The sequence below is a fragment of the Pseudomonas sp. BF-RE-21 genome (assembly GCF_019947305.1).
In the GTDB taxonomy this organism is placed as follows: domain Bacteria; phylum Pseudomonadota; class Gammaproteobacteria; order Pseudomonadales; family Pseudomonadaceae; genus Aquipseudomonas; species Aquipseudomonas migulae.
Genome location: NZ_JAGYGF010000002.1, coordinates 1 through 22,088, shown reverse-complemented (window position 1 = coordinate 22,088; position 22,088 = coordinate 1). Strand labels below are relative to the sequence as shown.

Here is a 22,088-nt window from a genome sequence, read left to right as displayed (position 1 = left end):
GATTACCCCACTTTCACCATGTGCGGTTGCGAGCTGCGCTCAGGCTGGTGGTCGAGGTCGCGGCTGACCAGCAACAGGACTTCTGCCGAGGCGTCGGACACTTGCGCCTTGTAGCCGGCGATGGAGCGGGCGAACACGTTGTAGATCACAACGGCCGGAATCGCGGCCACCAGGCCCAGCGCGGTGGCCAACAGGGCTTCGGCGATGCCGGGAGCCACGACGGCGAGGTTGGTGGTCTGGGTTTTGGCGATGCCGATGAAGCTGTTCATGATGCCCCACACGGTGCCGAACAGGCCCACGAACGGGGCGGTGGAGCCGATGGTGGCGAGGACGCCGGTGCCGCTGCTCATGTTGCGACCGCAGGCTGCGACCAGGCGCTCAAGACGGAAGGCGACGCGTTCCTTGATGCCTTCTTTCTCGCGGCTGTTGGTCGACAGGTGCATCTCTTCCAGCGCATCGTGCACCAACAGGTTGGCGAGGGTGCCGGGCTTGGCTGCCGTTACACTGGCTTCCTTGAGGGTGGCCGCTTTCTTCAGGTGGACGATTTCAGTGCGCAGACGACGCTTGGCGCCCATCAGCTCGAAGCCCTTGGCGATCCAGATGGTCCAGGTGATGATCGACGCGATGGCGAGGCCGATCATCACGATTTTCACGATGATGTCGGCGTTCTGGTACATGCCCCACGGCGACAGGTCATGGGCCATGCCCAGGCTGTTGTCGGCTTCGAGGACTTGCGGCGCGTCTTCACCAGCGGCGTCTACGGCCTGGGCCGGATCGGTGGCAACCGGTGCGGCGTGTTCGGCAGAGTGGTCGGCGGGAGCGGGCGCAGTGGCGGCGGCTGGGGTGGCCGGGGCTTGTGCGTCAGCGAAGGCGGCGGTTGGCGCCAGCATCAGGCTGAGCAACAGGGCGGCCACCGCGCTCCAGGCGCGAGGTCGATTGGTTGGCGAAGCGGGGAATTGATTGCGTGTCATGCTGGCCGGACCTGAGAGGAAAAGACGGTAAATGTTCTTCCAGGCCTCGAAGGCCGAGAACAAAAGTGGCGGGCATTATTGCAAGTAATTCTTGTTAACAGAAGTAATAGAGTATCTTTTTTTCCTTCATTGCTAGCCGCTCGTCCATTGCCGGCGCTAGTCTGTGGCTTTCCGATAGGAGTTTTTTGATGTCCGCGCCCTCTGTTTTGATCGCCGGCTGCGGTGATGTCGGCAGTCGTCTGGCTACACAATTGCTCGCTTGCGGGTGGGAGGTCCATGGTCTGCGCCGTGACGTCTCGCGCCTGCCCGAGGGGGTGATTGGCGTTGCCGGCGACTTGTTCAACAAAGACTGTCCGCAAACCTGGCCGGTCGGTGCGGTGGACTACCTGGTGTATTGCGCGGCAGCCACCGTTCACGATGAAGCCGGTTACCGAGCCGCTTATGTCGAGGGCTTGCAGCATGTGATCGAGTGGCTGGACGACTACGGACAGGTGCCCAATCGCCTGCTGTTCGTTTCCAGTAGCAGCGTTTACGGCCAGCAGGACGGCGAGTGGGTCGACGAAACGTCGCCGACCATCGCTGCCGGCTATTCAGGTCGACTGATGCTGGAGGCGGAACAAGTGGCACTCAACAGTGGCATTCCGGCAAGCATCGTGCGTTTGACCGGCATCTACGGCCCGGGCCGCGAATGGCTGCTGACGCAGGTTCGTCGCGGATATCGCGTGGCGATTGATCCGCCGTTGTACGGCAATCGGATTCACGTGGATGACGCGGCTGGCTTGTTGGCGTTTCTGCTTGAGGCGGATCGGCGCGGTGTGGCGTTGGATGACGTTTATATCGGCGTCGACGACGCGCCTGCACCGCTGGGCGAAGTGGTGGATTGGTTGCGTGAATATCTGGGCGTGACCGAATGGGCCGACGATGCGAGTGTGCGGCGCACTGGCAGCAAGCAATGCAGCAATGCGCGGGTGAAGGCCTTGGGTTGGGTGCCGAAGTACCCAAGCTATCGCGAAGGGTACGCCGCTATCCTCGAAGGCCGCTGCTGATTTCCGGGCCCCATCAATACTGTAGGAGCGAGGCTTGCCCGCGAAGACGGTGTAACAATCAACGTTGATGTTGGATGTTACGACGTCTTCGCGGGCAAGCCTCGCTCCTACATTGGGCTTTGCGTTGGCTTTAGAGCCGGGTTACTGCTTTTCCAGCAACCACTTGCGATCACCCGGCGTGAACTGCGGCATTTCGTCTGCCTGCGCGGTGTTCACAGCCTGGAGGATCTCCAGTTCCTTGCCCTTGCGCGCAAAGATCCAGGTGTTGCCCTGGCCCTTGAGTTGCAACCACATGTTGTCGTTGCCGCCGCTCATCGACGCGCAATCGCCCGCCAGGCACAGCGCGTAGCGATCCGCACCCGGCAAACCGGTTACCTGGCCGTCGGCCTGGAACTGCACTGAGCTGCCTTCACCAGGACCGCTGACGACTTTCCAGCTACCGCCCATGTAGGCGGAATACAGCGCGCGTTCGAAGCTGGCACCCATCGGTGCGCCATCCGGCACCGGGATCAGCGCGCGGTCGAAGACCTGTGCGGGTTCGTTGTCGCTGGCGACTTGGGCCAGTTGCTTGCCGTCACGCTTCAGCTCGCTGGCGGAACTGCCGTAGAAGTCGACTTTCCAGGCGCCGGACGCTTCGCCCAGCAGCTTGCCTTCGACGTTCTCAAAACCGTTGGTGTAGCGGGCCTGACCGGCCTTGGTGTTGACGTCCCATTCCAGGTTCGGACCATAGGCCTGGAGCGCTTCGCGCAGGGGGCCGCCTTTGGACGCAGCATCGATCGCCACCTGATTGATCCAGGTGCCGCTGATGTCGCGGTCGGCAGGGTTGCTGGCACATCCGCCCAAGAGTAGGGCGACCAGCGAGACAGCAAGCGCAGTGCGCATGGTGGAATCCTTTCAAAACGCTTTTTATACATACGGCATTGGCGCAGCCTTTCGGGCTGCGCCGAACGCATTACTCGATGACCAGAATGGCATCCATTTCAACCTGCGAACCCTTTGGCAGGGCGGCTACGCCGATGGCGGCGCGGGCTGGGTATGGCTGGTCAAAGTACTTGCCCATGATCTCGTTGACCTTGGCGAAGTGGCTCAGGTCGGTGAGAAAGATGTTCAGTTTGACGATGTCCTTGAACGAACCACCAGCGGCTTCGGCCACGGCTTTCAGGTTCTCGAACACCTGGACGGTCTGGGCTTCGAAGCCTTCAACCAGTTCCATGGTTTTTGGGTCCAGAGGAATCTGACCCGACATGTAAACGGTGTTGCCAGCCTTGATCGCCTGGGAGTAAGTGCCGATGGCGGCCGGGGCCTTATCGCTGGTGATAACAGTCTTGGTCATGAATGACTCCTTGTAATAGGTTGGCTTAGGCGCGCATGCGGGTGATGCGGATCACCCCGGTCAGTGCGCGCAGTTTCTTGATCACGCGAGCCAGATGCACACGGTCGTGCACGCTGACCACCAGTTGGACCACGCTGATGCGACCATCGCGTTCGTCCATGCTGATTTTTTCGATATTGCCGTCGGCCGCGTTGACGCTGCTGGCCAACAGTGCGATCAAGCCGCGCTGGTGTTCCAGCTCGACGCGCAGCTCGACGTTGAATTCGCCGGTGACATCCTTGGCCCACGAGAGCTGGATGCATTTTTCCGGGTTGTGGCGGATTTCGCTGATGTTGCGGCAGTTGTCCAGGTGCACAACCATGCCTTTGCCCGCCGACAGGTGACCGACAATCGGGTCGCCCGGGATCGGCGTGCAGCACTTGGCGTAGCTGAGCACCAGACCTTCGGTGCCGCGAATCGCCAGCGGGCCTTCCGCGCTTGGCAGCTGTTCGCCTTCGCCGAGCAGGCGGCGGGCGACGACGTAAGCCATGCGATTGCCCAGGCCGATGTCTTCGAGCAAGTCTTCGATCAGTTCGAGGCGGTACTCGGTGAGCATCGCTTTGACGCGCTCGGCCGGAACTTTGTCCAGGGCGCTGTCGAAACCGTTGAGGACCTTGTTCAGCAGGCGTTCGCCGAGGCTGATGGATTCGGAGCGACGTTGCAGTTTCAGCGCATGGCGGATGTGGGTCCGCGCCTTGCCGGTGACCACGAAGTTGAGCCACGCCGGGTTCGGCCGTGCGCCGGGAGCACTGACGATCTCGACCGTGGAGCCGCTTTGCAGCGGTTCGGACAACGGCGCGAGACGACGATTGATCCGACAGGCAATGCAGCTGTTGCCCACGTCGGTGTGCACCGCGTAAGCGAAGTCGACCGCCGTGGAGCCTTTGGGCAGCTCCATGATCCGGCCTTTGGGCGTGAACACGTAGACCTCGTCCGGGAACAGGTCGATCTTCACGCTTTCGATGAATTCCAGCGAGTTGCCGGCGCGTTGCTGCATTTCCAGCACGCCTTTGACCCACTGGCGGGCGCGGGCGTGAGTGCCTTTGGGCTGCTCGTCGCCGCTGGATTTGTACAGCCAATGGGCGGCGATGCCGTTGTTGGCCATCTCTTCCATTTCACGGGTGCGGATCTGGATCTCGATCGGAACACCGTGCATGCCGAACAACGTGGTGTGCAGCGACTGGTAGCCGTTCGCCTTGGGGATCGCGATGTAATCCTTGAAGCGCCCCGGCAGCGGTTTGTACAAATTGTGTACAGCACCCAGCACGCGGTAGCAGGTATCGACCTTGTCGACGATGATCCGGAACGCATAGACGTCCATGATCTCGTTGAAGGCCCTACGCTTGCCGCGCATTTTCTTGTAGATGCCGTAGAGGTGTTTCTGACGACCGCTGACCTCGCCCTGAATGCCGTCGATGGCCAGGCAGTGGCCGAGGGATTCTTCGATCTTGTTGACGATTTCCTTGCGGTTGCCCCGGGCGCGTTTGACTGCCTGGTTGATCCGCGCGGAACGCATCGGGTGCATGGCCTTGAAGCCGAGGTCTTCGAATTCTATGCGGATGGCGTGCATGCCCAGCCGGTTGGCGATGGGCGCATAGATTTCCAGGGTTTCCTTGGCGATCCGCCGGCGTTTTTCACCGGACAGGACTTCCAGCGTGCGCATGTTGTGCAGGCGGTCGGCGAGTTTGACCAGGATCACGCGAATGTCGCGCGCCATGGCCATGGCCATTTTCTGGAAGTTTTCGGCTTGGGCCTCGGCCTTGGTCTCGAAGTTCATCTGGGTCAGCTTGCTGACGCCATCGACCAGTTCGGCCACGGTTTCGCCGAACTGCGCTTGCAGCGCTTCCTTGGCAATACCGGTGTCTTCGATCACGTCATGCAGCATCGCAGCCATCAAACTCTGATGGTCCATGTGCATGTCGGCGAGAATATTCGCCACCGCAAGAGGATGCGTGACGTACGCCTCGCCACTGCGGCGGCGTTGGCCGTCGTGGGCTTGTTCGGCGTAGAAGTACGCTCGGCGGACCAGGTTGACCTGGTCCTTGCCGAGGTAGGTCGATAAGCGATCGGCGAGGGCGTCTATGCTCGGCATGATGACTCCTGCCGTTCGCTGTGACCCCGCGCCGTGCTACGTCGACCAGGCATAGGCTTAGACGGCCTCGTTGGACTCGTCCTCGAACGCTGCGAACAGCGGTTCATCCTGGACGATTTCTTGCTCGGCGATGAACTCGTAGCTCATCAGGCCTTCAGCGATTTCACGCAGCGCTACAACGGTAGGCTTGTCGTTTTCCCACTGAACCAGCGGCTCTTTGCCACCGGTGGCCAGTTGACGGGCACGCTTGGTAGAGAGCATGACCAGCTCAAAGCGGTTTTCCACGTGTTCTAGGCAGTCTTCAACGGTTACGCGGGCCATGGTATTCCTCGGAGCGAATGCAATATGCGCGCTGCCCGGTTGGGCGAGCGGACTCAACAGTTTAAAAAATCACCAGCGATTAGGGAAGCGCTGATTTTTTGACCAAGCCCTTCAGCGCGCTGCAAGTGCCAATGTAAAGCCCTTGCAGCGGTTTTGGGAAGAGCTGTTTAGCCGAGCAATTCAGCCAAAAGTTTGCCGTTGCGCTGCTGCTGACGCTTCTGATGCAGCTGATTGGCACGGAAAATCGCCTGCAAATCGCGCAGGGCATGGGCGAAATCGTCGTTGATGATCAGGTAGTCGTAGTCAACGTAGTGGCTCATCTCGCTGACGGCTTCACGCATGCGACCGTCAATGATCTCGTCGCTGTCCTGGCCGCGATTGGTCAGACGCTGGTGCAAGGCCTGCAGGGACGGCGGCAGAATGAAGATCGAACGGGCCTGGGGCATCAACTTGCGCACTTGCTCGGCGCCTTGCCAGTCGATTTCCAGAATCAGGTCGTGGCCTTCGTCCAGGGTCTGCTGCAGGTGGCTTTGCGAAGTGCCGTAGAGGTTGCCGAATACTTCGGCGCGCTCGAGGAAATCGCCGTGCTCGATCATCTTCACGAACTCGCTGCGTTCGACGAAGTGATAGTTCACGCCGTCCACTTCACCGGGGCGCATGGCACGGGTGGTGTGGGAGACCGAGACGCGGATCTCCGCATCAGCGTCAGTCAGGGCCTTGACCAGGCTGCTCTTGCCCGCGCCCGAAGGGGCGGAAATGATGTACAGGGTGCCGGTGCTGTGGGTCATGTCGGGTTTGCCTTACTCAATATTCTGCACTTGTTCGCGCATCTGCTCGATCAACACCTTGAGGTTGACCGCCGCCTGAGTGCTGCGCGGGTCGAAGGCCTTGGAGCCCAGTGTGTTGGCTTCGCGGTTGAGCTCCTGCATCAGGAAGTCGAGGCGCCGGCCGGCAGCGCCGCCGGACTTGAGTACCCGGCGAACTTCGATGATATGGGTGCTCAGGCGATCCAGTTCTTCGGCGACGTCGCTCTTCTGAGCGAGCATGACCATTTCCTGCTCCAGACGCTGCGGGTCCATTTCGGCCTTCATGTCGGCGAAGCGGTCGAGGACTTTCTGGCGCTGGGTGGCGAGCATCTGCGGGACCAGTTCACGCAGGGTCACCACGTCTTCTTCAATGGACGTCAGGCGATCGTTGATCAACCGTGCCAGCTCCGCGCCTTCGCGCTCGCGGCCAGCCTTGAGTTCCTTCAGGCCTTCGTTGAACAGCGCCAGCGCTTCGGCATTCAGGGCTTGCGGGTCGGTGGCATCGCCCACCAGCACGCCGGGCCAGGCCAGGACTTCCAGCGGGTTCAGCGCGGCCGGGTTCTTGATCAGGCCGGCGATGGTCTCGGCGGCCGCAACCAATTGCGCGGCGCGCTCGCGATCCACTTGCAGGGGTTTATCGGTGTTCTCTTCGGTGAAGCGCAGGGTGCATTCGAGTTTGCCTCGGGAGATGCCTTGGCGCAGCGCTTCGCGGACCGCGCCTTCGAGATCGCGAAACGACTCCGGCAGACGCAAGTGCGGTTCCAGGTAGCGGCTGTTGACCGAGCGCAGTTCCCAGCTCAGGGTGCCTTGGACGCCGGCTTTCTCGACGCGGGCGAAGGCGGTCATGCTGTGCACCATGGAGGTACCTCGCAATGCAGGTCGATGCGTTACCAAAGGTTTCGCGGACCCGCTATCTGTGAATTAAAGCCGACAGGCAGCAAAGGCGCAGGATTGTAGCGCAGTGGGGCGGATGCGCCCAAACACACGGTGTGACAAAGGGCTGCAGGCCGTCGGTAAAGCGCTGTTCCAAGCTCAGGCCAGAGCCTTCAATCGTCGGGCGGATTTTTTAGAAGTGCCCAGTATTGGCGCGCGGCTCTATAATGCTCGGCAGTTTTCCGTCCCCCGTACAGGTATTCCCTATGAAACGTCCAAGTGGTCGCGCTGCCGATCAGCTCCGCTCGATCCGCATTACCCGCAACTACACCAAACACGCCGAGGGATCCGTACTGGTCGAGTTCGGTGATACCAAAGTCATCTGCACCGTCAGCGTCGAAAACGGCGTGCCGCGTTTCCTCAAAGGTCAGGGCCAAGGCTGGTTGACCGCCGAATACGGCATGCTGCCGCGCGCCACCGGCGAGCGTAACCAGCGTGAAGCGAGCCGCGGCAAGCAAGGCGGCCGCACCCTGGAAATCCAGCGTCTGATCGGTCGTTCGCTGCGCGCCTCGCTGGACATGTCCAAGCTGGGCGACGTCACCCTGTACGTCGACTGCGACGTGATCCAGGCTGACGGCGGCACCCGCACCGCGTCCATCACCGGCGCGATGGTTGCGCTGGTCGATGCCTTGAAAGTGATCAAGAAGCGCGGCGGCCTGAAAGGCGGCGACCCGCTCAAGCAAATGATCGCCGCTGTTTCGGTGGGTATGTACCAGGGCGAGCCTGTGCTCGACCTCGACTACCTGGAAGACTCGGCTGCCGAGACCGACCTGAACGTGGTGATGACCAGCACTGGCGGCTTCATCGAAGTTCAGGGCACTGCCGAAGGCGCGCCGTTCCAGCCTGAAGAGTTGACCGCTATGCTTGAACTGGCGAAGAAAGGCATGACCGAAATCTTCGAACTGCAAAAGGCTGCACTGGCTGACTGACCGGAACCATCCCAGACAAGGAGGACAACATGAGTGACGAGCAAGAGCTGCTTCCCGTCCCGAGCAAAGAAGTTCGGCAATGGGCGATGTTTTGTCACCTGTCCGCCTTGCTGGGGATCTGGATTCCGTTCGGCACGCTGATCGGCCCGCTGATTCTCTGGCAGATGAAGCGCGAGATGGACCCGTTTGTCGATGCGCAGGGCAAGGAGGCGCTGAACTTTCAGATCACCGTCGCCATCGCTTCGGCCATCTGCTTCCTGCTGATGGTGTTGATCATCGGGTTCTTCCTGTTTGGGTTGCTGGCGATCGGTGCGTTGGTGTTGACGATCATTGCTGGCGTGAAGGCCAATGAAGGGGTGCCGTATCGGTATCCGTTCACTTGGCGGTTGATCAAATAGGCGACACAGCCCTGTAGGAGCGAGGCTTGCCCGCGAAGAGGCCGTCACATCCGGCATAAATGTCGGCTGTTAAATCGCTTTCGCGGGCAAGCCTCGCTCCTACAGAAAGCAAAATCAGCGCCCACAAAAAAGCCGACACTGCTGTCGGCTTTTTTGTGTCTGTGTAACGACGTCTAGATGGTCAGCGTCCAGTCGTAGTCCACGATCAGCGGTGCATGCTGCGAAAACCGTGGCTGACGTGGCAAACGAGCGCTACGTACAAAGCGGCGCAGGCCCGGCGTCAGTATCTGGTAATCGAAGCGCCAGCCCAGGTTAAGCATCTCAGCCTGCTCATTGTCCGGCCACCAGCTGTACTGATCACCTTCACGGCTGACTTCGCGCAGGGCATCGACATAACCCATGTTGCCGACAATCTCGTCCATCCAGGCACGCTCAGGTGCCAGGAAGCCCGGGGATTGCTGGCTGTCGCGCCAGTTCTTGATATCCAGCTTCTGTTGCGCCACGTACAGCGAGCCACAGTAAATGTACTCGCGACGTTTGCGTCGCTGTTTATCCAGATAACGGGCGAAGTCGTCCATTAGCTTGAACTTCTGGTTCAAGTCTTCATCGCCGTTCTGCCCCGAAGGGAGCAGCAAGGTCGCGATGCTGACCTTGTCGAAATCGGCTTGCAGGTAGCGCCCGTAGCGGTCGGCCGTCTCGAAACCGAGACCGCTGATGACTGCCTTCGGCTGCAACCGCGAATACAAAGCCACGCCACCCTGGGCGGGAACTTCGGCTTCGCAGGCATAAAGGAAGTAGCCATCCAGTTGGAAGGCTGGATCGTCCAGTTCAAAGGCGGAGGCGCGGGTGTCCTGCAGGCAGATGACGTCGGCATTCTGTGCTTGCAGCCAACTGAGCAAACCTCGCTCCACTGCAGCCTGAATACCATTGACGTTCACACTGATGATCCGCATAAATGGCCCCAAAAATCGCGTGCGTGTATGATACACGGCGTCAACCTAATTAGCTAAATCCGTGGTATTTGGGGTTTTTTTCATGCAAGCGTATCAGCGCGATTTCATTCGTTTTGCCATCGATCGCGGCGTTTTGCGCTTCGGTGAGTTCACCCTGAAGTCCGGGCGTACCAGTCCATACTTCTTCAATGCCGGCCTGTTCAACTCGGGTTCGGCCCTGGCGCAGCTGGGTCGTTTCTACGCGGCGGCCATCGTCGAGAGCGGCATTCCCTTCGACGTATTGTTTGGCCCGGCCTACAAAGGCATCCCTTTGGCGGCGACCACCGCAGTGGCCCTGGCTGAACATCACGACCGTGATTTGCCATGGTGCTTCAACCGCAAAGAGGCCAAGGCCCACGGCGAAGGCGGCAGCCTGGTCGGCGCGCCATTGACCGGCGATGTGCTGATCATCGACGACGTGATCACCGCTGGCACCGCGATCCGCGAAGTGATGCAGATCATCGCTTCCCAGGACGGCGCCAAGGCGGCAGGCGTGCTCATCGCCCTGAACCGTCAAGAGCGTGGCAACGGCGAGTTGTCGGCGATCCAGGAAGTGGAGCGTGATTTCGGCATTCCGGTGATCAGCATTGTTTCGCTGAATCAGGTGCTGGAATTCCTGGCCGACGATCCACAGCTCAAGCAGCACCTGCCAGCCGTAGAAGCCTACCGCGCCCAATTCGGCGTCTGACCCTGTAGGAGCCGGCTTGCTGGCGATCAATGCAACGCGGTGTGCCAGGCACGCCGCCATCGCTGGCAAGCCAGCTCCTACAGGGATCTCATCGATTTTGTAGGAGCCGGCTTGCCGGCGATGGCGGCGCCGCGATTTATCAGGCGCACGTCCGCACAAAAAAAGACCCCGCTCAGCCAGGCTGAGCGGGGTCTTTTTGTATGCGCTATCGCTTAGTGACGCTTGCGATTGCTGATCAAAGTACCCACGCCGGTATCGGTGAAGATTTCCAGCAAGATCGCATTCGGCACGCGACCATCAATGATCAGCGAGCTGCCCACGCCACCCTGAACCGCTTCCAGCGCACAACGGATCTTCGGCAGCATGCCACCGTAGATCGTGCCGTCGGCAATCAGGTCGTCGACCTGCTGAGTGCTCAGGCCGGTCAGGACCTGGCCCGACTTGTCCATCAACCCGGCGATGTTGGTCAGCAGCATCAATTTCTCGGCTTTCAGCGCTTCGGCCACCTTGCCGGCCACAAGGTCGGCGTTGATGTTGTAAGACTCGCCGTTGGCACCGACGCCGATTGGCGCGATCACCGGGATGAAGTCGCCTTTGACCAGCAGGTTCAGCAAGTCGGTATTGATGCCGACCACTTCACCGACGTGGCCGATGTCGATGATTTCCGGTTGGGTCATCTCCGGCGTCTGGCGGGTGACGGTGAGTTTCTTCGCGCGAATCAGCTCGGCGTCTTTACCGGTCAGGCCGATGGCGCTGCCGCCATGACGGTTGATCAGGTTGACGATGTCTTTGTTGACCTGGCCGCCCAGGACCATTTCCACCACGTCCATGGTTGCCGCGTCGGTGACGCGCATGCCATCGACAAAGTGGCTCTCGATCGACAGTCGCTTGAGCAGATCGCCGATTTGCGGGCCGCCGCCGTGAACCACCACCGGGTTAATCCCGACGGCTTTCATCAGCACGATGTCGCGGGCGAAGCCGGTTTTCAGCTCCTCGCTTTCCATCGCGTTGCCGCCGTATTTGATCACCAGCGTCTTGCCGACATAGCGGCGGATGTAAGGCAGCGCTTCGGACAGGACCTTGGCGGTGTTGGCGGCGGCTTCGCGTTCGAGGGTCATTCAGGGCTCCGGGTGAATCAGAACGGTAGTTGGAGATCAGGTGCAACACGCTTCAACTGGACTTTGAAAACGTCCTTGATGCGTTGCAATTCAGCCTCGTCATCGGCCTCGAAGCGCAGCACCAGCACCGGTGTGGTGTTGGAGGCGCGCACCAGGCCCCAGCCTTTGGCATAGTCGACTCGCACGCCGTCGATGGTGGTCAGGTCGGCGCCTTCGCCCCACTTCGCGTCGTGCAATGCATCAATGATGCTGAATTTGCTCTCTTCGGTCACATGGATATTGATTTCCGGCGTAGAAATATCATTCGGGAAGGTCGCAAACAGCTCTTCCGCGGTGGATTTTTCCTTGCTGAGGATTTCCAGCAGCCGTGCGGCGCTGTAAATGCCATCGTCGAAACCGAACCAGCGTTCCTTGAAGAAAATGTGCCCACTCATTTCGCCGGCCAACAGGGCGCCGGTTTGTTTCATTTTCTTTTTGATCAACGAATGACCGGTCTTCCACATTAGCGGGCGACCGCCGTATTCCTTGATCAGCGGCGTCAGGCGGCGGGTGCATTTGACGTCGAAGATGATTTCCGCGTCCGGATTGCGCGCCACCACGTCGCGGGCGAACAGCATCAGCAGGCGGTCCGGGTAGACGATGCTGCCGGTATTGGTCACTACGCCAACGCGGTCGCCGTCGCCGTCGAAGGCCAGGCCGATGTCGGCGTTGGTTGCCTTGACCTTGGCGATCAGGTCGACAAGGTTTTCAGGCTTGCCCGGATCCGGGTGGTGGTTCGGGAAGTTGCCGTCGACTTCGCAGAACAGCGGGATGACTTCGCAGTTCAGCGCTTCGATCAATTGCGGGGCGATCACGCCGGCCGCGCCGTTGCCGCAGTCGACCACGACTTTGAGGCGGCGGGACAGTTTGATGTCCTGGACGATTTCGGTGTTGTAGCGGTCGAGGATCTCGACCTTGGTGATGCTGCCCTTGCCGCTGCTCAGGTTGTTGGTTTTGAGGCGGTCGTGCAGGGCCTGGATCTGTTCGTTGGCCAAGGTGTCGCCGGCGATGACGATCTTGAAGCCGTTGTAGTTCGACGGGTTGTGGCTGCCGGTGAGCATCACGCCCGATTTGCCGGCCAATACGTTGGCGGCGTAGTACAGCGCCGGGGTGGGCACCAGGCCGACGTCGCTGACGTGGCAACCGGCCTCGGCCAGGCCTTTGATCAGCTGCTCGACCAGTTCCGGGCCAGACAGGCGACCGTCGCGGCCAACGGAGACGTTCGGTTCGTCCTGGGCCAGGCTTTGGGCGCCAATGGCGCGACCGAGCCAGTAAGCGGTTTCAGCGTTCAAGAATTCCGGGACGGTGCCGCGAATGTCGTACGCGCGGAAAATGCTGTCGGGGAACTTGGGTGCGACTTGGGCTGGGTTGCTCATCTGTGGGAATGCTCCATCTCGAAAGTGGCTGGACCTGCGCGCGAAGAACGCTTCGGCGGGCTCGAACTGAAGGGTATGACGGCGTTTTTCGCAGAGAGTTCGTGGTGCGAAAAGGCCATGCCACCAACGCCAACCAGGATTTGGCCAGCCAATGCCTTGTTTTCCAGTGTTAAACCTTCCAGATGACGGCTATGCAATTTTCATTCTGAAAATGCAGAGCACCCTTCAGGCCGGGCAGGGCGCCCAGCCTGAAAACCAGAAATCAATGCTTGCCGGAATGCCCGAAACCGCCCGCACCGCGCTCGGTTTCAACGAACTCTTCGACCATCTCGAAGTGCGCTTGAACCACCGGCACCAGAACCAGCTGGGCCAAACGCTCGCCGACCACCATGTTGAAATCGGTCTGGCCACGGTTCCAGCACGAAACCATCAACGGACCCTGGTAGTCGGAGTCGATCAGGCCGACCAGGTTGCCCAGCACGATGCCGTGCTTATGGCCCAGGCCGGAGCGCGGCAGAATCAGCGCCGCCAGACCAGGATCGCCAATGTAGACGGACAGGCCGGTCGGAATCAGCACGGTTTCACCCGGTTTGATCACGATGTCTTTTTCCAGCATGGCGCGCAGGTCGAGGCCGGCGGAGCCTGGGGTGGCGTATTGCGGCAGCGGGAATTCGGTACCGATGCGTGGGTCGAGGATCTTGGCTTGCAAAGCGTGCATGTAAATTAAACCTGGTTCAGACGTTCGGCGATAAAAGTGATCAGCTGGCGAGCAATTTTGCTCTTGCTGGTCTGGGCGAAAAGTGTGGCGTGGAGCTCACGGTCGATCACGCTGCAGGCGTTTTCTTCGCTGTTGAAGCCAATGCTCGGGTTGGCGACGTCGTTGGCGACGATCAAATCGAGGTTCTTGTCTTTCAACTTGCGCGCAGCGTAATCGAGCAGGTGTTCGGTTTCAGCGGCGAAACCGACACTGAATGGGCGGTCGGGGCGCGTGGCAATGGTGGCCAGAATGTCTGGGTTGCGGACCATTTGTAGTAGCAAGCCGTCGCCGTTCGTAGGGTCTTTCTTGAGTTTCTGTGGGGCGACGACTTCGGGGCGGTAGTCCGCGACTGCTGCCGAGGCGATGAACAGGTCGCAAGGGATCGCGGCTTCGCAAGCGGCGAGCATGTCGCGAGCGCTGACCACGTCGATGCGGGTGACGCGATCCGGCGTCGGCAGGTGCACCGGGCCGGTGATCAGGGTCACGCGGGCGCCTGCTTCAACGGCGGCTTCGGCCAGGGCAAAGCCCATTTTCCCGGAGCTGTGGTTGGTGATGTAGCGCACCGGGTCGATGTTTTCCTGGGTCGGGCCGGCGGTGATCAGTACGTGTTTACCGGTCAGCGCCTGACGCTGGAAGCAGTCCGCCGCGCATTGGGCGAGTTCGACGGCTTCGAGCATGCGGCCCAGGCCAACGTCACCACAGGCCTGGCTGCCCGAGGCCGGGCCGAAGGCCTTGATGCTGCGGCTTTCGAGGGTTTGCAGGTTGGCCTGGGTCGCCGGGTCGCGCCACATGGCCTGGTTCATCGCCGGAGCGACGGCGACCACTGCGTCGGTGGCCAGCACCAGCGTGGTCAGCAGGTCGTCGGCGATGCCTTGGGCCAGACGGGCGATCAGGTCCGCGGTCGCCGGAGCGATCAGCACCATGTCGGCCCATTTGGCCAGTTCAATGTGGCCCATCGCCGCTTCGGCCGCCGGGTCCAGCAGGTCCAGGTGAACCGGGTGCCCGGACAGGGCCTGCATGGTCAGCGGAGTGATGAACTCGGCACCGCCACGGGTCATGACCACGCGCACTTCGGCGCCCTGATCGATCAGGCGGCGAACCAGATCGGCGCTCTTGTAGGCAGCAATACCGCCGCCGACGCCCAGAACGATGCGTTTCCGATACAGCCGCTGCATAGGTCTGCCTTTCATTTCGTTGATGACTGCGTAGCGATACCCCCTCCCCAGGAGTGAAATCGCCCACAAAAAAGATGGGCTACGATATCACAGCGACCGCTACGGAACAGCGGCGCCCACAGACAGGGAGGTGCTATGAGTATTCGCGATTGGCCGGTGGCCGAGCGGCCGCGGGAGAGGTTACTGGAGTTGGGTTCGGCGAGCCTTTCGGACGCTGAGCTGTTGGCGATCTTTTTACGGACCGGCGTGTCCGGTAAAAGTGCGGTGGATCTGGCGCGACATTTGTTGAGTCAATTTGGCAGTTTGCGCGCCTTGCTGGAGGCCGATCTAAAGGCATTCAGCGGACAGTTGGGGCTCGGGCCGGCAAAGTTTGCGCAGTTGCAGGCAGTGTTGGAAATGGCCCGTCGGCATCTGGCTGAGCGCTTGCGCCACAGCTCCGTGTTGGAGAATCCGCTGATGGTGCGTGATTACCTCAAGTCGATGCTGCGACATGAGCCTCATGAAGTATTTGGTTGTCTGTTCCTCGATTCGAAACATCGAGTACTGGCGTTTGAATCACTGTTTCGCGGCTCTATCGACTGCACTAGCGTTTATCCGCGTCAGGTGGTCAAGCGCGCTTTGGCTCACAACGCCGCAGCTTTGATCCTTTGCCACAACCATCCCTCAGGCAATCCCGACCCTAGTCATGCCGACCGAAAGCTGACCAAGCGCCTGCAAGAGGCGCTGGACTTGATCGATGTGCGGATACTTGACCATTTCATCATCGGCGACGGGGATCCGCTGTCGATGGCCGAGTATGGGTGGATGTGATGCAGGGCAAAGCGCGAACCCTGTAGGAGCCAGCTTGCTGGCGATGAGGCCAGTAAATTCAGCTTGGGTGTTGAATGTGCTGACGCCATCGCCAGCAAGCTGGCTCCTACAAGGTTTTGCGTGTGGCTGTTATTTGAGGTTGACCTTGGAGTAATCCTGGCGGCCAAACGGGCTCACCGCATACCCCTCGACTTCCTTGCGCATCAGCGCGAAAGCCGTCGGGTGGGCCAGTGGCAGCCACAGCGCCTGCTGCTGGATCTGCGCCTGAGCCTGCTCATAGAGCTTGGTGCGTACACCTTGCTCGGAGGTGGTCTTGCCGGCACTGATCAGCTTGTCCAGGTCCTGGTTGCAGTAACGGGCGAAGTTGGTGCCGGACTTGACCGCCGCGCAGGAGAACTGCGGCGTCAGGAAGTTATCCGGGTCGCCGTTGTCGCCAGCCCAGCCCATGAACAGCAGGTCGTGTTCGCCGGCCTTGGCGCGGCGGATCACTTCGCCCCATTCGATCACGCGTATCTCGGCCTGAATGCCGATTTCCGCCAGGTCCGACTGGAGCAGTTGCGCGCCGAGGCTTGGATTGGGGTTCAGCAGGCTTCCGGACGGGCGGGTCCAGATCGTCGTCTGGAAACCGTCTTTCAGGCCGGCCTTGGCCATCAATGCCTTGGCTTTTTCAACGTCATGCGCGTAGCCCGGCAAGCCTTTGGCGTAGCTCCAGGTATTTGGCGGATACGGGCCGTTGGCGGCTTCGGCGGTGTCTTCGAACACGGCTTTGACGTAGTTGGCCTTGTCGAACGCGAGGTTGATCGCCTGGCGCACTTCAGGCTTGTCCAGTGGCGGATGCTGGCTGTTGATGGCAACGAACGCGGTCATGAACGCATCAGTCTTTTCGACTTTCAGTGTCGGCTCTTTCAGCGCGGCTTGTACGTCCAGTGGTTTGGGCGAGAGGGCGATCTGGCACTCGTTACGACGCAGTTTCTGCAACCGCACGTTGGCGTCCGGGGTGATGGCGAAGATCAGCGGGTCCACCGAAGGCTTGCCACGGAAGTAATCCGGGTTGGCTTTGTAGCGGATCGTTGCGTCCTTCTGAAAGCGCGTGAACACGAACGGGCCGCTGCCGATCGGCTGGCTGTTGAGCTTCTCCGGGGTGCCGGCTTTCAGCAACTGGTCGGCGTATTCGGCGGAGTAGATCGAGGCGAAGCCCATGCTCAGGGTCGGCAGGAACGTCGATTCCGGATGATCGAGGGTGAAGCGCACGGTCAGCGGATCCAGCGCGTCGATCTTCTTGATCAGCGCCGGTAATTGCATCGATTGCGCGTGCGGGAAGCCGCTCTGCGCCACTTTATGCCAAGGGTTGGCCGGGTCGAGCATGCGCTCGAAGCTGAATTTCACGTCTTCGGCGGTCAGTTCGCGGGTCGGACTGAAGTATTCGGTGCGGTGGAATTTCACCTGCGGATGCAGCTTGAACACGTAGGTCAGGCCATCCGGGCTGACTTCCCAGCTGTCCGCAAGGCCGGCGACCACTTTGCCGCTGGCGGTATCGAAGTCCACCAAACGGTTCATCAGCACGTCGGCCGAGGCGTTGGTGGTGGTCAGCGAGTTGTATTGCACCACGTCGAACCCTTCCGGGCTGGCCTCGGTGCAGACGCTCAGGGCGGCGGCGTGGGCCAGCGGGCTCAGTAGAAGCGGGGCGAGCAACAGCGGTAGGGCAGCGAGGCGCATGGTCGGATTCCTTTACAGATCGAAGGCCCATCTGCAAGTGCAGTCTGGAAAAGGCTTACCCTAGAGGGCTCTTTTGTAAATGACTATCCCCTTTTTCATTTTAAGGGGACTATGTGCGATCGTTTTCGGTGAATGCCGGCCGAGAAAACCCCTGGATTGGCCGGTTGGCCGATTTTCTGCGACGAGCGGTCTTTATCGACGATAGCCTTTACCCAAGGCGCTCGCAGCCTGAAAAATGGGGTTTTTATCAAGTCGGTGCGCACGGAATGTTGTTGCACCTCAGTCTTTCTGGTATAAAGCAGCGCTCTTTTCTAGGGGCCCGGTTCCTTCACTGTAGGTGTAGCCGGTAAGACCTCTAAAGAAACGCGGCGCCTGGCGCCAAATGACTGAGAGATTAAGCGGCCAACCCATGCCGGGTTGGGCATGTGGTTTTAGAGGGCTGAGGCATGTCGAGAGTATGTCAAGTTACCGGTAAGGGTCCGGTGACTGGGAATAACATTTCCCACGCAAACAACAAAACCCGTCGTCGTTTCCTGCCGAACCTGCAGCATCACCGCTTCTGGGTTGAAGAAGAGAAACGTTTCGTGCGTCTGCGCGTATCTGCCAAAGGCATGCGTATCATCGACAAGCGTGGCATCACTGTCGTGCTGGCCGAAATCCGCGCCGCTGGCAAGATCTAAGGGAGCTAATCATGCGTGAATTGATTCGTTTGATTTCGAGCGCCGGTACTGGTCACTTCTACACTACCGACAAGAACAAGCGCACTACTCCGGACAAAATCGAGATCAAGAAATTTGATCCGGTTGTTCGCAAGCACGTGATCTACAAAGAAGGCAAAATCAAGTAATTGATTTTTCCCTCTTACGAAAAAGGCCCGTATCGCGAGATACGGGCCTTTTTTGTTGCCTGAAGGTTTTGCGTTTCCTGTTAGGGCCCCTTCGCGGGCAAGTCGAATCGTCGCACCGCTCGCTCCTACAGGGCGGACGCAATCCACTGTAGGAGCGAGGCTTGCCCGCGAAGAGGCCGGCCCGAACAACGCAAGTCGTCAGGCCTTCTGTTCAAACGCCACATAAATCTTGCGGCACGGCTCCAGCACTTCCCAGGTGCCACGAAAGCCCGCCGGGATCACGAAGCGATCACCCACGCGCAGCGTCTTGGCATTGCCGTCGAGGTCACGCAGCACTGAAACACCCTGAACGATTTCGCAGTATTCGTGCTCGGTGAAGTTCACCGTCCACTGGCCAACCGCGCCTTCCCACACGCCGGCATTCAACTGGCCGCAAGGGCTGTTGTAGTGGTTGTAAACCACTTGCTCGGGGTCGCCCTTCAAGATTTTCGCCGGGTCCGGCCTGTAACGCTCGGGCTCGGTAGTGGCTTGGCTAAAATCGACGATATTCTGGATGCTCATTATTGTTATCCCCCGTGATTGCGGCGCGATTGGCTGGAAAGATGGCTGGAAAGCCCAAAGTCTATGTTTATTAAAATGAACACCGCAAGGCCGTTTACCGACCTTATGTCAAATATATTGAAACAACCCCGGCCACTGGTTTAGGGTGACGGTTGCCTTCGGCCGAATTGCAGGCTGGCTGGGCAGAATTCCTGGGGACGTCCGCGAAGAACGCGGGGCGCTCGTATTCAATAAGAGGAGGACACTCGAATGACCACCCTGACTCGTGCCGATTGGGAACAACGGGCTCGCGATCTGAAGATCGAAGGCCGTGCCTACATCAATGGCGAATACACCGATGCCGTCTCCAGCGAGACCTTCGAGTGCATCAGCCCGGTCGATGGCCGTCTGCTGGGCAAGATTGCCAGCTGTGACGCCGCCGACGCCCAGCGCGCTGTTGAAAACGCTCGTGCCACGTTCAATTCCGGCGCCTGGTCGCGTTTGGCCCCGACCAAACGCAAAGCCACCATGATCCGTTTTGCCGGCCTGCTGAAACAGCACGCCGAAGAGCTGGCCCTGCTTGAAACCCTCGATATGGGCAAGCCGATCAGCGATTCCCTGTACATCGACGTTCCCGGCGCGGCGCAAGCCCTGAGCTGGAGCGGTGAGGCTATCGACAAGATCTACGACGAAGTCGCTGCGACCCCGCACGATCAGTTGGGTCTGGTCACTCGCGAGCCGGTCGGCGTTGTCGGCGCCATCGTGCCGTGGAACTTCCCGCTGATGATGGCCTGCTGGAAACTCGGCCCGGCGCTGTCCACCGGTAACTCGGTGATCCTCAAGCCATCCGAAAAATCACCGCTGACCGCCATCCGTATCGCGGCGCTGGCCGTTGAAGCCGGCATCCCGAAAGGCGTACTGAACGTGCTGCCGGGCTACGGTCACACGGTCGGCAAGGCCTTGGCCCTGCACAACGATGTCGACACGCTGGTGTTCACCGGTTCGACCAAGATCGCCAAGCAACTGCTGATCTACTCGGGCGAATCGAACATGAAGCGCGTCTGGCTCGAAGCCGGCGGCAAGAGCCCGAACATCGTGTTCGCCGATGCCCCGAACCTGCAGGAAGCTGCGGAAGCGGCTGCGGGCGCCATCGCCTTCAACCAGGGCGAAGTCTGCACCGCCGGTTCGCGTCTGCTGGTCGAGCGTTCGATCAAGGACCAATTCCTGCCGCTGGTGATCGAGGCCTTGAAAGCCTGGAAGCCGGGCAACCCGCTGGACCCGGCGACCAACGTTGGCGCGCTGGTGGACACCCAGCAGATGAACACCGTGCTGTCCTACATCGAATCCGGCCACACCGACGGCGCCAAACTGGTTGCTGGCGGCAAGCGCACGCTGCAGGAAACCGGTGGCACCTACGTTGAGCCGACGATTTTCGACGGCGTCAGCAACGCGATGAAAATCGCCCAGGAAGAAATCTTTGGCCCGGTATTGTCGGTCATCGCTTTCGATACCGCCGAAGAAGCCGTCGCGATTGCCAACGACACGCCTTACGGCCTGGCTGCTGCGGTGTGGACCAAGGACATCTCGAAGGCGCATCTGACCGCCCGTGCATTGCGTGCCGGTAGCGTGTGGGTCAACCAGTACGACGGTGGCGACATGACTGCACCGTTTGGTGGCTTCAAGCAGTCGGGCAACGGTCGTGACAAGTCGTTGCATGCGTTCGACAAGTACACCGAGCTGAAGGCGACCTGGATCAAGTTGTAAGCCAGTAGGGGAGCCTGTCTAAAACAGGTTCCCCCTCAGGACGCGAATCCCCTGTGGGAGCGAGCCTGCTCGCGATAGCGGTGTAACAGTCGACGAAAATGTTGAATGTTGTTCCGTCATCGCGAGCAGGCTCGCTCCCACAGTGTTTTGTGTTGCACAAAAAATATCCACAGGAGCGTGGAACATGCGTTGGGCGACTTATTTCGCCGTGTTGGCGTCTGTCTTGAGTGTCGGCCTGGCCCTGGGTGTCAGCATGCCGCTGGTGTCCTTTCGCCTGGAAGGCTGGGGTTACGGTTCGTTTGCCATCGGCGTAATGGCCGCGATGCCGGCGATTGGCGTATTGCTGGGGGCGAAGATCTCCAGCCATCTGGCAGCACGGCTCGGCACGGCCAATCTGATGCGCTTGTGCCTGTGGGCCGGGGCGGCGTCCATCGGTTTGCTGGCGCTGTTGCCGAGTTATCCGGTGTGGCTGGTGCTGCGGCTGATGATCGGGGTGATCCTGACCCTCGTCTTCATACTGGGTGAAAGCTGGATCAACCAGTTGGTGGTCGAGCAATGGCGCGGTCGGCTGGTGGCGCTGTATGGCAGCAGCTATGCGCTGAGTCAGCTGGCCGGGCCTTTGTTGTTGGGTGTTCTGGGGACTGAGCACGATTATGGATTCTGGGTCGGGGTCGGTTTGCTGACGGCGGCACCGTTCCTGTTGCTCGGCCGCAGCGGTGCGCCGACCAGCGAAGCCTGCAGCGTGACTTTCAGCGACTTGTGGGGCTTTTGCCGAGGCCTGCCGGCGATTGCCTGGGGCGTGGCGCTGTTCGCAGCGTTCGAGGCGATGATCCTGACCTTGTTGCCGGTCTATTGCCTGCGCCAGGGCTTTACCACGGAAATCGCGTTGGCGATGGTCAGCACCGTGGTGGTGGGCGATGCCTTGCTGCAATTGCCGATTGGCGCACTGGCGGATCGCTTGTCGCGACGCACGTTGTTCACCGGTTGCGCTGTGGTGCTGATGCTCTCGAGCCTGGCGATTCCATTGCTGATCGACACGTTGTTGATTTGGCCATTGTGGGTGCTGTTCGGCGCCAGTGCCGGGGGCTTGTTCACCTTGTCGCTGATCCTGATTGGCGAGCGTTATCGCGACGATGCGCTGGTGCGGGCCAATGCGCATATTGCGCAGTTGTGGGGCATTGGTTGCCTGGTCGGACCATTGGCGGCTGGCGCTGGTAGTCAGTGGATCAGCGGTCATGCGTTGCCGTTGTTGATGGCGGCGGGGGCGTTCGGACTGGTGATTTTGCTGTCGCGCCAAGGTGCGTTCGGCACGGTTGCTGAACCTGCCTGACCCCGAAATGTAGGAGCGAGCCTGCTCGCGATGGTGTGTCAGTCAAACCTGTGTGGCTGACACACCAT

The 22,088-nt window shown here is 60.2% G+C and carries 22 protein-coding genes and 1 pseudogene; 9 read left to right on the top strand and 14 right to left on the bottom strand.

Features of this window, described 5'->3' with window-relative positions; all coding sequences use genetic code 11:
- Positions 1–2: 2 nt before the first annotated feature.
- Positions 3–971, bottom strand: coding sequence for a tonB-system energizer ExbB (gene exbB, locus KGB25_RS01725; protein ID WP_192420536.1), 969 nt, complete (start codon positions 969–971; stop codon positions 3–5).
- A 188-nt stretch (positions 972–1,159) separates the two neighbouring features.
- On the opposite strand from exbB, the gene KGB25_RS01720 reads away from it, so the two are divergent.
- A complete protein-coding gene (locus KGB25_RS01720) occupies positions 1,160–2,017 on the top strand; it encodes an SDR family oxidoreductase (protein WP_223434089.1) in 858 nt (285 codons plus the stop codon).
- Between the two features lie 141 nt (positions 2,018–2,158).
- Here the strand turns inward: KGB25_RS01720 and KGB25_RS01715 are convergent, their stop codons facing one another.
- The 6 genes from KGB25_RS01715 to KGB25_RS01690 all read right to left on the bottom strand — a co-directional run bounded on the left by KGB25_RS01715 (position 2,159) and on the right by KGB25_RS01690 (position 7,466).
- Complete coding sequence (locus KGB25_RS01715; RefSeq protein WP_223434088.1) at positions 2,159–2,899, bottom strand: hypothetical protein; 741 nt, start codon at positions 2,897–2,899, stop codon at positions 2,159–2,161.
- Between the two features lie 70 nt (positions 2,900–2,969).
- Positions 2,970–3,350 (bottom strand): RidA family protein, encoded by a 381-nt coding sequence (locus KGB25_RS01710; protein WP_003229509.1) that lies wholly within the window; start codon positions 3,348–3,350, stop codon positions 2,970–2,972.
- Between the two features lie 25 nt (positions 3,351–3,375).
- A complete protein-coding gene (spoT, locus tag KGB25_RS01705; protein ID WP_008038056.1) occupies positions 3,376–5,481 on the bottom strand; it encodes a bifunctional GTP diphosphokinase/guanosine-3',5'-bis pyrophosphate 3'-pyrophosphohydrolase in 2,106 nt (701 codons plus the stop codon).
- Between the two features lie 57 nt (positions 5,482–5,538).
- Positions 5,539–5,802: a DNA-directed RNA polymerase subunit omega gene (rpoZ, locus tag KGB25_RS01700; protein ID WP_008030604.1), complete on the bottom strand. Its 264-nt coding sequence runs from the start codon at positions 5,800–5,802 to the stop codon at positions 5,539–5,541.
- Positions 5,803–5,969: 167 nt separating this feature from the next.
- Positions 5,970–6,590 carry a guanylate kinase gene (gmk, locus tag KGB25_RS01695; protein WP_008030603.1) on the bottom strand — a complete coding sequence of 207 codons (621 nt, stop codon included), beginning with the start codon at positions 6,588–6,590 and terminating at the stop codon, positions 5,970–5,972.
- Positions 6,591–6,602: 12 nt separating this feature from the next.
- A complete protein-coding gene (locus KGB25_RS01690; RefSeq protein ID WP_008030602.1) occupies positions 6,603–7,466 on the bottom strand; it encodes a YicC/YloC family endoribonuclease in 864 nt (287 codons plus the stop codon).
- 281 nt (positions 7,467–7,747) lie between these two features.
- On the opposite strand from KGB25_RS01690, the gene rph reads away from it, so the two are divergent.
- Positions 7,748–8,470 (top strand): ribonuclease PH, encoded by a 723-nt coding sequence (gene rph, locus KGB25_RS01685; RefSeq protein WP_008030600.1) that lies wholly within the window; start codon positions 7,748–7,750, stop codon positions 8,468–8,470.
- A 29-nt stretch (positions 8,471–8,499) separates the two neighbouring features.
- Positions 8,500–8,868: a DUF4870 domain-containing protein gene (locus tag KGB25_RS01680; RefSeq protein WP_008038052.1), complete on the top strand. Its 369-nt coding sequence runs from the start codon at positions 8,500–8,502 to the stop codon at positions 8,866–8,868.
- A 173-nt stretch (positions 8,869–9,041) separates the two neighbouring features.
- Here KGB25_RS01680 and KGB25_RS01675 read toward each other — a convergent pair whose 3' ends face one another.
- Positions 9,042–9,821, bottom strand: a complete 780-nt coding sequence (locus KGB25_RS01675; RefSeq protein ID WP_008030595.1) for an exodeoxyribonuclease III — start codon at positions 9,819–9,821, stop codon at positions 9,042–9,044.
- A gap of 82 nt (positions 9,822–9,903) precedes the next feature.
- Between KGB25_RS01675 and pyrE the strand changes: the two genes are divergently transcribed.
- Positions 9,904–10,548, top strand: coding sequence for an orotate phosphoribosyltransferase (gene pyrE / locus KGB25_RS01670; RefSeq protein ID WP_008038033.1), 645 nt, complete (start codon positions 9,904–9,906; stop codon positions 10,546–10,548).
- Between the two features lie 212 nt (positions 10,549–10,760).
- Here pyrE and argB read toward each other — a convergent pair whose 3' ends face one another.
- The 4 genes and pseudogenes from argB to coaBC form a co-directional block, all read right to left on the bottom strand.
- Positions 10,761–11,666, bottom strand: coding sequence for an acetylglutamate kinase (gene argB / locus KGB25_RS01665; RefSeq protein ID WP_008030582.1), 906 nt, complete (start codon positions 11,664–11,666; stop codon positions 10,761–10,763).
- Positions 11,667–11,683: 17 nt separating this feature from the next.
- Positions 11,684–13,060, bottom strand: a pseudogene (locus KGB25_RS01660) (phosphomannomutase/phosphoglucomutase); the annotation flags it as partial.
- 283 nt (positions 13,061–13,343) lie between these two features.
- The gene (dut, locus tag KGB25_RS01655) at positions 13,344–13,799 is read right to left on the bottom strand and encodes a dUTP diphosphatase (RefSeq protein WP_008030580.1); all 456 of its coding nucleotides are present in this window, start codon (positions 13,797–13,799) and stop codon (positions 13,344–13,346) included.
- A 5-nt stretch (positions 13,800–13,804) separates the two neighbouring features.
- The gene (gene coaBC / locus KGB25_RS01650) at positions 13,805–15,013 is read right to left on the bottom strand and encodes a bifunctional phosphopantothenoylcysteine decarboxylase/phosphopantothenate--cysteine ligase CoaBC (RefSeq protein ID WP_008030577.1); all 1,209 of its coding nucleotides are present in this window, start codon (positions 15,011–15,013) and stop codon (positions 13,805–13,807) included.
- Between the two features lie 135 nt (positions 15,014–15,148).
- Here coaBC and radC point away from each other — a divergent pair, with 135 nt between their 5' ends.
- Complete coding sequence (gene radC, locus KGB25_RS01645; RefSeq protein WP_008038019.1) at positions 15,149–15,823, top strand: RadC family protein; 675 nt, start codon at positions 15,149–15,151, stop codon at positions 15,821–15,823.
- A gap of 129 nt (positions 15,824–15,952) precedes the next feature.
- Here radC and KGB25_RS01640 read toward each other — a convergent pair whose 3' ends face one another.
- On the bottom strand, positions 15,953–17,539 hold the full coding sequence (locus tag KGB25_RS01640; RefSeq protein WP_192228201.1) for an ABC transporter substrate-binding protein: 1,587 nt from the start codon (positions 17,537–17,539) through the stop codon (positions 15,953–15,955).
- A 446-nt stretch (positions 17,540–17,985) separates the two neighbouring features.
- Between KGB25_RS01640 and rpmB the strand changes: the two genes are divergently transcribed.
- Together rpmB and rpmG are read left to right on the top strand one after the other, a co-directional pair.
- A complete protein-coding gene (rpmB, locus tag KGB25_RS01635; protein ID WP_003176907.1) occupies positions 17,986–18,219 on the top strand; it encodes a 50S ribosomal protein L28 in 234 nt (77 codons plus the stop codon).
- Between the two features lie 11 nt (positions 18,220–18,230).
- A complete protein-coding gene (gene rpmG / locus KGB25_RS01630) occupies positions 18,231–18,386 on the top strand; it encodes a 50S ribosomal protein L33 (protein WP_007894709.1) in 156 nt (51 codons plus the stop codon).
- A 198-nt stretch (positions 18,387–18,584) separates the two neighbouring features.
- Here the strand turns inward: rpmG and KGB25_RS01625 are convergent, their stop codons facing one another.
- Positions 18,585–18,947: a cupin domain-containing protein gene (locus tag KGB25_RS01625; protein WP_008030568.1), complete on the bottom strand. Its 363-nt coding sequence runs from the start codon at positions 18,945–18,947 to the stop codon at positions 18,585–18,587.
- A 249-nt stretch (positions 18,948–19,196) separates the two neighbouring features.
- Here KGB25_RS01625 and KGB25_RS01620 point away from each other — a divergent pair, with 249 nt between their 5' ends.
- Positions 19,197–20,690: an aldehyde dehydrogenase gene (locus KGB25_RS01620; protein WP_008038003.1), complete on the top strand. Its 1,494-nt coding sequence runs from the start codon at positions 19,197–19,199 to the stop codon at positions 20,688–20,690.
- A gap of 184 nt (positions 20,691–20,874) precedes the next feature.
- The gene (locus KGB25_RS01615; RefSeq protein WP_192228203.1) at positions 20,875–22,020 is read left to right on the top strand and encodes an MFS transporter; all 1,146 of its coding nucleotides are present in this window, start codon (positions 20,875–20,877) and stop codon (positions 22,018–22,020) included.
- The last annotated feature ends 68 nt before the right edge of the window (positions 22,021–22,088 follow it).

Excerpts from the sequence above, each read along its gene's own strand:
- exbB (WP_192420536.1), bottom strand. The coding sequence starts at position 971 with ATGACACGCAATCAATTCCCCGCTTCGCCAACCAATCGACCTCGCGCC.
- KGB25_RS01720 (WP_223434089.1), top strand. The coding sequence starts at position 1,160 with ATGTCCGCGCCCTCTGTTTTGATCGCCGGCTGCGGTGATGTCGGCAGT.
- KGB25_RS01715 (WP_223434088.1), bottom strand. The coding sequence starts at position 2,899 with ATGCGCACTGCGCTTGCTGTCTCGCTGGTCGCCCTACTCTTGGGCGGA.
- KGB25_RS01710 (WP_003229509.1), bottom strand. The coding sequence starts at position 3,350 with ATGACCAAGACTGTTATCACCAGCGATAAGGCCCCGGCCGCCATCGGC.
- spoT (WP_008038056.1), bottom strand. The coding sequence starts at position 5,481 with ATGCCGAGCATAGACGCCCTCGCCGATCGCTTATCGACCTACCTCGGC.
- rpoZ (WP_008030604.1), bottom strand. The coding sequence starts at position 5,802 with ATGGCCCGCGTAACCGTTGAAGACTGCCTAGAACACGTGGAAAACCGC.
- gmk (WP_008030603.1), bottom strand. The coding sequence starts at position 6,590 with ATGACCCACAGCACCGGCACCCTGTACATCATTTCCGCCCCTTCGGGC.
- KGB25_RS01690 (WP_008030602.1), bottom strand. The coding sequence starts at position 7,466 with ATGGTGCACAGCATGACCGCCTTCGCCCGCGTCGAGAAAGCCGGCGTC.
- rph (WP_008030600.1), top strand. The coding sequence starts at position 7,748 with ATGAAACGTCCAAGTGGTCGCGCTGCCGATCAGCTCCGCTCGATCCGC.
- KGB25_RS01680 (WP_008038052.1), top strand. The coding sequence starts at position 8,500 with ATGAGTGACGAGCAAGAGCTGCTTCCCGTCCCGAGCAAAGAAGTTCGG.
- KGB25_RS01675 (WP_008030595.1), bottom strand. The coding sequence starts at position 9,821 with ATGCGGATCATCAGTGTGAACGTCAATGGTATTCAGGCTGCAGTGGAG.
- pyrE (WP_008038033.1), top strand. The coding sequence starts at position 9,904 with ATGCAAGCGTATCAGCGCGATTTCATTCGTTTTGCCATCGATCGCGGC.
- argB (WP_008030582.1), bottom strand. The coding sequence starts at position 11,666 with ATGACCCTCGAACGCGAAGCCGCCGCCAACACCGCCAAGGTCCTGTCC.
- dut (WP_008030580.1), bottom strand. The coding sequence starts at position 13,799 with ATGCACGCTTTGCAAGCCAAGATCCTCGACCCACGCATCGGTACCGAA.
- coaBC (WP_008030577.1), bottom strand. The coding sequence starts at position 15,013 with ATGCAGCGGCTGTATCGGAAACGCATCGTTCTGGGCGTCGGCGGCGGT.
- radC (WP_008038019.1), top strand. The coding sequence starts at position 15,149 with ATGAGTATTCGCGATTGGCCGGTGGCCGAGCGGCCGCGGGAGAGGTTA.
- KGB25_RS01640 (WP_192228201.1), bottom strand. The coding sequence starts at position 17,539 with ATGCGCCTCGCTGCCCTACCGCTGTTGCTCGCCCCGCTTCTACTGAGC.
- rpmB (WP_003176907.1), top strand. The coding sequence starts at position 17,986 with ATGTCGAGAGTATGTCAAGTTACCGGTAAGGGTCCGGTGACTGGGAAT.
- rpmG (WP_007894709.1), top strand. The coding sequence starts at position 18,231 with ATGCGTGAATTGATTCGTTTGATTTCGAGCGCCGGTACTGGTCACTTC.
- KGB25_RS01625 (WP_008030568.1), bottom strand. The coding sequence starts at position 18,947 with ATGAGCATCCAGAATATCGTCGATTTTAGCCAAGCCACTACCGAGCCC.
- KGB25_RS01620 (WP_008038003.1), top strand. The coding sequence starts at position 19,197 with ATGACCACCCTGACTCGTGCCGATTGGGAACAACGGGCTCGCGATCTG.
- KGB25_RS01615 (WP_192228203.1), top strand. The coding sequence starts at position 20,875 with ATGCGTTGGGCGACTTATTTCGCCGTGTTGGCGTCTGTCTTGAGTGTC.